7 protein-coding genes are annotated in these 8,056 nt (G+C 70.3%); all 7 read left to right on the forward strand.

Going from position 1 to position 8,056, the window contains the following annotated elements; all coding sequences use genetic code 11:
• Nucleotides 1-27: 27 nt before the first annotated feature.
• A complete protein-coding gene (gene eccB, locus ACIRJR_RS19785; protein WP_403782166.1) occupies nucleotides 28-1,599 on the forward strand; it encodes a type VII secretion protein EccB in 1,572 nt (523 codons plus the stop codon).
• A gap of 452 nt (nucleotides 1,600-2,051) precedes the next feature.
• Nucleotides 2,052-2,387, forward strand: coding sequence for a hypothetical protein (locus tag ACIRJR_RS19790; RefSeq protein WP_099176577.1), 336 nt, complete (start codon nucleotides 2,052-2,054; stop codon nucleotides 2,385-2,387).
• Between the two features lie 90 nt (nucleotides 2,388-2,477).
• A complete protein-coding gene (locus ACIRJR_RS19795) occupies nucleotides 2,478-2,786 on the forward strand; it encodes a WXG100 family type VII secretion target (protein WP_362933362.1) in 309 nt (102 codons plus the stop codon).
• Nucleotides 2,787-2,922: 136 nt separating this feature from the next.
• Nucleotides 2,923-3,387 (forward strand): type VII secretion system-associated protein, encoded by a 465-nt coding sequence (locus ACIRJR_RS19800; RefSeq protein ID WP_403782170.1) that lies wholly within the window; start codon nucleotides 2,923-2,925, stop codon nucleotides 3,385-3,387.
• Nucleotides 3,388-3,509: 122 nt separating this feature from the next.
• Nucleotides 3,510-6,968: an AAWKG family protein gene (locus ACIRJR_RS19805; RefSeq protein ID WP_403782173.1), complete on the forward strand. Its 3,459-nt coding sequence runs from the start codon at nucleotides 3,510-3,512 to the stop codon at nucleotides 6,966-6,968.
• Between the two features lie 220 nt (nucleotides 6,969-7,188).
• The gene (locus ACIRJR_RS19810; protein ID WP_403782176.1) at nucleotides 7,189-7,641 is read left to right on the forward strand and encodes a YbaB/EbfC family nucleoid-associated protein; all 453 of its coding nucleotides are present in this window, start codon (nucleotides 7,189-7,191) and stop codon (nucleotides 7,639-7,641) included.
• Nucleotides 7,642-7,643: 2 nt separating this feature from the next.
• Nucleotides 7,644-8,015, forward strand: coding sequence for a hypothetical protein (locus tag ACIRJR_RS19815; RefSeq protein WP_403782179.1), 372 nt, complete (start codon nucleotides 7,644-7,646; stop codon nucleotides 8,013-8,015).
• Nucleotides 8,016-8,056 lie beyond the last annotated feature (41 nt).

Here is an 8,056-nt window from a genome sequence, read left to right on the forward strand (position 1 = left end):
TGGGAAACGAGTTGGTGAGGAGAGGCAGTGCAGTCCAAGCGCGACCAGGTACAGGCCCACACGTTCATGATGGGCAGGCTCAGCTCGGGCCTGCTGACCGCCGACCCGGACGCCGCGGAGAGCCCGCTGGGACGCACCACCCGCGGCGTCGTGTTCGGCGTACTGGTGACCGTACTGATCGGAGCGGGCGCCACGGTGTTCGGGCTGCTGCGCCCGGGTGGCAACGACGGCTGGCGGGACGGTGAGCACCTGGTCGTCAACCGCGACACCGGTGCCCGCTACCTGTGGACCGGCACCGACGGCGTGCTGCACCCGATCCGCAACTACGCCTCCGCGCGGCTGATCGGAGGCTCCGACCTGGAGACCGCGGATGTCGCCACCGCGTCGCTGCGGGACGTCCCCGTGGGCGCCCCCGCCGGTATACCCGGCGCGCCCGACGCGGTGCCCGGACCCGGTGAACTCGACAACGGGGCCTGGCACATGTGCGTCACCGGACCGGGCGGCGCGCTTCCCAGCACCTCCGGAGCCGTGGCGGGCAACGGGGTGGACGAGCCGGGGGCCACCACCGTGGTCGCCGGGGCACCCCTGGACTCCCAGGACATCGGCGGAGACCGCGGAGTGCTCGTGCGCGGCCCCGGTGACACCGAGTACCTGGTGTGGCGCGGCAGCCGGCTTCCGCTGGACCGGGAGTCCGACGCCCGGAACGCCCTCGGCTACGGCTCGGAGCAGCCGATGCCGGTCTCCGCGGCCTTCCTCGACGCCCTGGCCCCCGGCCCCGCCCTCAAGCCTCCCGCGGTTCCCGGGCGCGGTCAGGACGGCCCGGTCCTCGGCGGCGAGGCCAGCCGGATCGGCCAGGTGTTCAACGTCCAGGTGCCGGGCGGTGGCAGTACCTACCACCTGCTGCGGAAGGACGGGCTGGTGCCGCTCACGCGGCTCGGCGCGGCCCTCGTGCTCGGCGACCCGGCCACCCAGAGGGACGCCTACCAGGGCCGGTCCCCCGAGGCGCGGGACGTCGGCGCGGACGCCCTGCGCGCCCACCGTGCGAAGGACTCGGCCACCCCCGGAACGGCGGACCTCCCGGACGCGCCTCCGGCCCCGCAGCCCGCACCCCGCGGCACCGCGCTGTGCGCGCAGGTGGACGGGGACGACGGCGGCACCCGGATCAGGTCGGTGCTGGTCCCGCTGGCCCGGCTCGCACCGGTCGTGGTGTCGGAGGGCACCGCCCAGCCGCTGAGCCCGGCCTGCGGGCGCACCGACGCCACGGTGGTGCGCCCGGGACGCGGCGCCCTGGTCCGCGCCCTGAACGCGAGCGGTGCCGCGCACGGCGGGACGACGTACCTGGTGGCGGAGAACGGCGTGAAGTACCGCGTGCCGGCCAAGGACGCACTGGCGGCGCTCGGTTACGCCGAGGGGGACATCGGCTCCGTCCCGGCACCCCTGCTCGCCGCCCTCCCGACCGGTGCGGACCTCGACCCGGCCGCCGCCACAGGCTCGGCGGAGCCCCGCGTCACGGCTCCACGGTGCGGCGTCGACGAGGAGGAGGGGGAGGGCAAGGCGGACACGCGGGATCCTTCCGGCACAGCCGACTCCGCGGCCTGATCCATGCAAAATCCCGTATAGGGCGTCGAAGAACGAGAAAAGCATCGGTCGGATAAGACTCCGCGCGGCTCGCGCCGATTTCCCGGGTGCCGGACACGGCGAGAAACCTCAAATGAACCTCAGATATCCGGGCGGTCGCGTCCCCGGATTCCCGGGCACGCACCGCGTGCCGCCCGGAACGGGCGGCACGCATGACCGTTCCGCTCCTTTCCCTGCCCGATTCCCGGCCGTATCGCGCCGCTCGGCGAGCAGCCGCCCGCCGGAAATCCGGTGCTCGCCAGGACTGGTTCATCTCGTGGAAACACCGGGACAACTCCGTTGCCATGCAGCGGTTCTGAGGAACTGACCTATGCTCAAATCTTCCCCACACGCGTTGCGCGGAACGCCGGGTTCTCTTTAGCCTCGGCAAGGCAACGGCGCAACAAGACTGGTCTGAAGGAAGGGAGCGCGACATGGCGGACACTGGCTCAAGGAAAGCGGACTATGCCAAGGGCTTGGGAGGTGTCTCCTCCCTGGAGTCGGCCCGGAGCGCGGTCGAGAAGATCCAGAACAACGTCGCCGAGATCGCCGCGCGTTCGGGCGTCGGGGGCGACGAGGGCCAGGCCCTGCTGAAGCTCTTCCGCAGCTGGAACGGCGAGGCGCAGAAGGTCGTCGTCCAGATCAGCAAGATGGTCGACGCGCTCCAGGAGAACGTGACATCGGCCGACCGCCTGGCGAAGGAGAACCAGGACCTGACCGAGGTGCTCAACAGCAAGACCAGCCAGGGCGTCTTCGAAGCGCTGCGCTGACCCACCCCCGCGGAACCGGTTCCCCGCGGAGCGGGCCGGAACACGTGAGCTCGCCGGGCTCCCCAGCCCGGCCACCCGAGAGGAGCAGTCATGGCTGACGGCATCATCGATGTGCAGTACTCCACGGTCCGGAACGCGATCGAGGAGCTGAAGGGCCAGACGCAGCAGATCATCACGACCCTCAACAACCTGGAGGACGAGCTGAGGCCGCTCGTGACCTCCTGGGAGGGTGACGACCAGCAGATGTACCGCGGGGTCCAGGCCGAGTGGGACCAGGCCACCAAGAACATGGCCCTGCTCCTCGGCGACAGCGGCGAGCTGGTGCAGAGCATCCACGACAACCACTCCCGTGACGAGCGCAGGAGCGCCGACAACTGGGGCAGCGTGCGGGCCCGCTGAGCCCCTCGTCCGGATCATGCCGGGACACGCTTCCCCGGCATGATCCGGACGGCAGTTCCTGGGCCCGGCCGTGGCTCTCCCGTCCGTACGGCCCGCCCCAGACCCCCGTCCGGTACCGAACCGCAGGAGGACGTCCATGGCTGGTGACAGGGCCGACGTCAAGCATTTCGACCTCAAGCAGATGGAGAACTTCCGCGACAACGAGGTGCATCCGGTGTACACCGCCGCGAAGAAGCACCGCGAGGACGGCAACGGCCCCGACACCCGGCCGCTCGGCGACCTCATCGACGGGCACACCACCGCGGAGAACCTCGACCAGGACCAGCAGCTCCTGCGCATCGGCAAGATGGCCACCGACAAACTGGTCTCGGGGCCGGCACTCCTGGCGGACATCCGCACCGCCGCCACAGCCATCGACAAACTGCTGGGCGACCAGATGAAGCTCTTCAAGGAGCTCAAGGAAGCGCTCAGCGAGACCATCGACGACGCCAACGAGACCAAGAACAAGAACCTCGACGCGATCGACGCCCAGACGCTGCTGCAGAACTTCGAAGAGGTCGACACGCTCACCAGCGGGTCGACGGGCGAAGAGAGCACCTGAGCGCACGCCGCGTGCGGCCGGCGCCCCGCGCCGGAGCGCCCGCGTGAGAGACCCCCTGCCGCACGCCTGCGCGGGGACGTGGTGTGCCGCACCGAAGGACAACCGACCGGAAAGAGTGCACGGTGGCCAAGGGATACGACGACGACTCCGACGACCACGTCGCGAAGTACGCGGAGGTCAACGACACGCCGGACGACGTCTGGGCTGCTCTGGTCACCCACATCACCGGCTACCCGGTGCCGGACCGCAGCACCGTCTTCGACACCCTCCGCTCCGATCACGGGGGCAAGCTCTTCCGGATGGACATCCAGGAGAAGAGCCTCGGCCTGCTCGTCAAGGACTCCGGCTTCCTGATGAACGCGGGCGAGGACTACGACATCTGGTTCTTCGACAGCGGCAAGAAGTACTCGATCCGGCAGGCCAGGATCGTCTTCGAGGGCCGGGTGAAGGCCGGGGACGAGATCATCTTCGCCGCTCCCGGCTCCGACGACGTCCATGACGCGCAGGTCCGCGAAGGCAACGAGTTCACGGACTACAACAAGGACAAGATGAGCACGGTGGCGCTCGCCCGCTACATGAACGGACCGCGGGCCGCGCTCCTCCAACTCCTGACCGGCAGCACGAAGGAAGCCAGGTTCAGCGACCTGGGCGTACCCACGGCCGGTGTGGTGGACCTGAACTCCTTCGACGAGACCGGGCGGTCGTTCGACTTCGCGGCCAAGTTCTTCAAGGACCACGCCGAGGTGCTCAAGGACTGGGAGGAGCGCTTCGGCCGGGACGACGCCGGCTGGAAGGGCGAGGCGGCGGAGGTCTTCCGCGGTCTGGTCAAGAAGATCCGCGAGAACTACGACAGTTACGTGGAGACGTTCAACAACACGTCCGGCACCGGGGACGAGGCCGGCACCGGGTCCACGGTCTACTCACGTGCCCTGTCGCTGGGGCGCTCCTACCTGGTGGACGCCGCCAACGATCTGCTGGACGCGTGGCTGGCCTGGGCCAAGTCCGCCTACTACGACCCGCATCAGGTGCTGCGCTACGTCCTCGACGAACTCGGCCGGTGGGTGGACCAGCACAACGTCGACAAGTCGGAGATCCAGTCGTACACCTCGCAGTACAACACGACGATCAGCCACAGTCCGAAGGAGGGGTTCACCCAGGTGCACCCCGAATACGGCGACCTGACCGACATCGCGAACTGGGCGAAGGTCGGCGACGCGGCGGTCAAGCTCTGGTCGCAGGGGATCGACGACTACCTCGGAAAGCCCGCCGCGAAGGTGCAGTCCGCCCTGAACAACCACTTCCTCGAGCTGGGCAACGACTTCTCCGACAACATCCCCGAGCCGAAGTCGACCAGCACCGCCGCGGAGGAGTACGAGGAGAAGAAGCTCAAGGACGAGCAGGACGAGGCGGACAAGAAGCTCAAGGAAGCCCAGGACGAGGCCGACCGGCAGCGCGACGAGGACAGGGCGTACCAGGACGAGCTGCGGGACGAGGCGAACAAGCAGCGCGAGGAGGACAAGGCCGAGGCCGAGAAACTGCGGGCCGAGGCCGAGGCCCAGCGCGCCGAGGACAAGGCATATCAGGACAAGCTGCGGGACGAGGCGAACAAGCAGCGCGAGGAGGACAAGGCCTACGCCGAGAAACTGCGGGCGGAACAGAAGGCCGAGGAGGAAGAGGCAAGGCGTCAGGCCGAGGAACAGTCCAAGGCGCTCGGCGACAGCCTCGGCAACATCAACGGCCCCGGTGGGGGCGGCCAGGTGAACCTCGACGGTCTCGACGACCTGCTGAACAGCAACAAGCCGGTCACCGAGAGCCTGGGCGACCTGGGTGGTCTGAACAACCCCGGCGGCGGCAACGGGCCCGGCGACGTGAACGGTGACGTGAACAGGGCGGTCACCGAGACGCTCGGCGGCCTCGGCGACCTGAACGACCCGGGCGCCGAGAACGGCAACCAGCAGGGATCCACCGCTGTCCCGCCCCCGACGGTCCAGAACCTGGGCGGACTCGGTGGGCTCAACAGCGGCCCCGGCGGGGCCAACAAGGCTGTCAACGACGCCAACCAGGCCATCACCCAGGACCTCGGCGGTCTCGGAGACCTGAACAACGGCGCCGGCGGCTCCCTCGACACCCCCACCGGCGGCAGCACCCAGCTGGACGGGGGCAAGCTCACCTCGGAGTTCCCGGACGGCAGCACCAGTACCTTCGACCCGGGCAGCGGGCTGGTCACCACCACGCACCCGGACGGCAGCGTCACCACCCAGAACCTGGGCGACGGCGTGAAGGTGACCAACCCCGACGGGTCCACCACCTCCCTCGGCGACGACGGCAGGCTGACCACCACCTTCCCCGACGGCACCACCCAGGTCGTCGACCCCACCACGGGCCAGGCCACCACCACCGACCCCGACGGCGCCACCACCACCCAGAACCTCGGCAGCCTCGGTGATCTCAACGGTCGGAACGGCCTCGGCGGTCCGGGGGATCTCGGCGACATCAACGCCGACCTGCCCACCCAGTCGATCGGCGACCTGGGTGACCTCGGAGGTCTCAACGGCGGTCCGTCCGGACTGGAGACGCCGACCGGCGGGCACACCGCACTGACGAACGGCGACTTCGCCACCACCTTCGCGGACGGGAGCAAAGGTGTCTTCGACCCGGACACCGGGTCGTTCTCCATGACCGGCCCGGACGGCTCCACCGTGACCACCGACCTCACCCACGGGGCGTCGGTGACCAACCCGGACGGCTCCACCACCGCCCTGGACAACGGTCAGCTGACCACCACCTTCCCTGACGGCAGCAAGCAGGTCATCGACCCCGACACCGGCATCGCCACTGTCACCGACCCGCGGGGCAGGACCGACACGGTCGACCTGCACGACCTCAACCAGGCAGGGCGTGACGGAGGTTCGAGTGGTCTCGGCGGGCTCGGTGATCTCGGTGGCCTGAACGGATCGGGTGGCCTCGGCGACCTGGGAAGCCTGAACGGAGCGGGCGGGTCGGGCGGACTCGGCGGCCTCGACACGATCGGCGGTGGCGGCACCACCAGCGAGGTGCCGTTCTCCGACCTGGGTGTCGGCGGGGGACAGGCGAGTGCCGGCGCCCTCGGCGGTGGCCTCTCCGGACCGGGCTCCCTCTCCCCGGACGGCCTCGGCACCGTCGCCCCACTCTCGGACGGCCCGTCGGCCGGCGCGGGCACCCCGCTCGCGGGCGCCGCCCAGGCCGGTACGCCGGGAGCGCCGGGCACGCCCGGCAGCCCGGGCATGCCGATGGGCGGCGGCATGGGCGGCATGGGCGGAGGCGGCGAGAAGGGCAACGGCGAGCGGGTTCGCGCCGTCCTGGTCGACGCGGCGGAGGAGAGCGAACGCCGCAACCGCCGCCGGCGCAGCCCGTGGAACCGTCAGGAGGACAGCGACACCTTCCTGGCCCCGGCCCGCCGGGTGCAGACCACCGGCGGTGACACACCGGAGGAGGAAGGGGAGCCGCGCCACGGGGCCACCACCTCCGCCGACTACCTGGAGGAGGACGCGGACGTGTGGGGCACCGAGGAGGGCGGCACGCCGGCCGTCATCGGCCGATGACCGGCGGCCGGATCCGGCGCGCCACGGCGGCAGGTCCCGGCGCCCCGGTCCGGCGTGCCACGGCGGCCTGCCCATCACGGGCGGAGGCGTCCCAGCCACCCCCGGCTTCCCTCGCCCGACGTCCACCAGGCAAGATCGACAGAGCAGTTGACACACCGTTCAGGACCGTACGCCCCGATCGGGCGTCCGGAGAGACCTGCGGAGAGGAAGGAGAGCGGGCGTGACGGAACCGCTGGAGAAGCGCCTGGAGAAGGCCATGGCCGAACTGCGGTCGGCCCAGGAAGCGGTGGCGCGCACCGAGCGCGAACTGCGGACGGCGTCGTTCTCGTCGCTCTCCTCCGACCGTGCGGTCCGGGCCACCGCCGGCCCCCAGGGCGAGCTGACCGGGATCGAGTTCCTGGAGAACAAGTACCGCGACATGTCCCCGCAGGAGCTGGCCGCCAGCGTCCTGGAGGCGGCGAGCGCGGCGCGCCTGAAGATGAACCGGCACGTCATGAAGGCGATGGCCCCCTTCGCCGAGCCCAGCAGCGACGTGCCGGAGCTGAAGGGCTTCGAGCTGGAGTGGGAGCGCATCTTCGGCCCTGACGTGCTCCGCGACGACGAGGACACGGCGCGCGGCGGCCGGGCGGTCCCCGGCTGGCGGGACGCACTCGGCGAAGAGGGAGGGGACTGAGGATGGGCGAGAGGTACTACGTCGATCCGCAGCGCATCGAGGCGCTGGCAGGACAGCTGGAGGAGATCGGCGCCCTCACCAGGAGCATGACCGAGGAGTTCCTCGACGAACTGGCTCCCACGGTGAACTGGCCGGGCTCGGAAGGTGAGTTCGCGGAGAAGGCCAAGCCGCAGGAGCAGAAGGAGCGGCAGACCACCAAGGACACCATGCTGTCCATCCGTGACGCGCTGGTGGGCATCACCGACGCCACGGTCGGGCAGGTCCGGATGATGAAGGACACCCGCGACCACAACATCGAGCAGGTCGAGAAGGGCACCAGCCGTATCGACGCCGACGGACTCGGCAGCGGCTCGGGCGGGCATGGCCGCCGCTGAACCCCGCACCGCGGGCCGCTCCCGCACCACGCCGGGAGCGG

It is taken from the genome of Streptomyces sp. NPDC102402 (assembly GCF_044765765.1).
Lineage (GTDB): Bacteria > Actinomycetota > Actinomycetes > Streptomycetales > Streptomycetaceae > Streptomyces.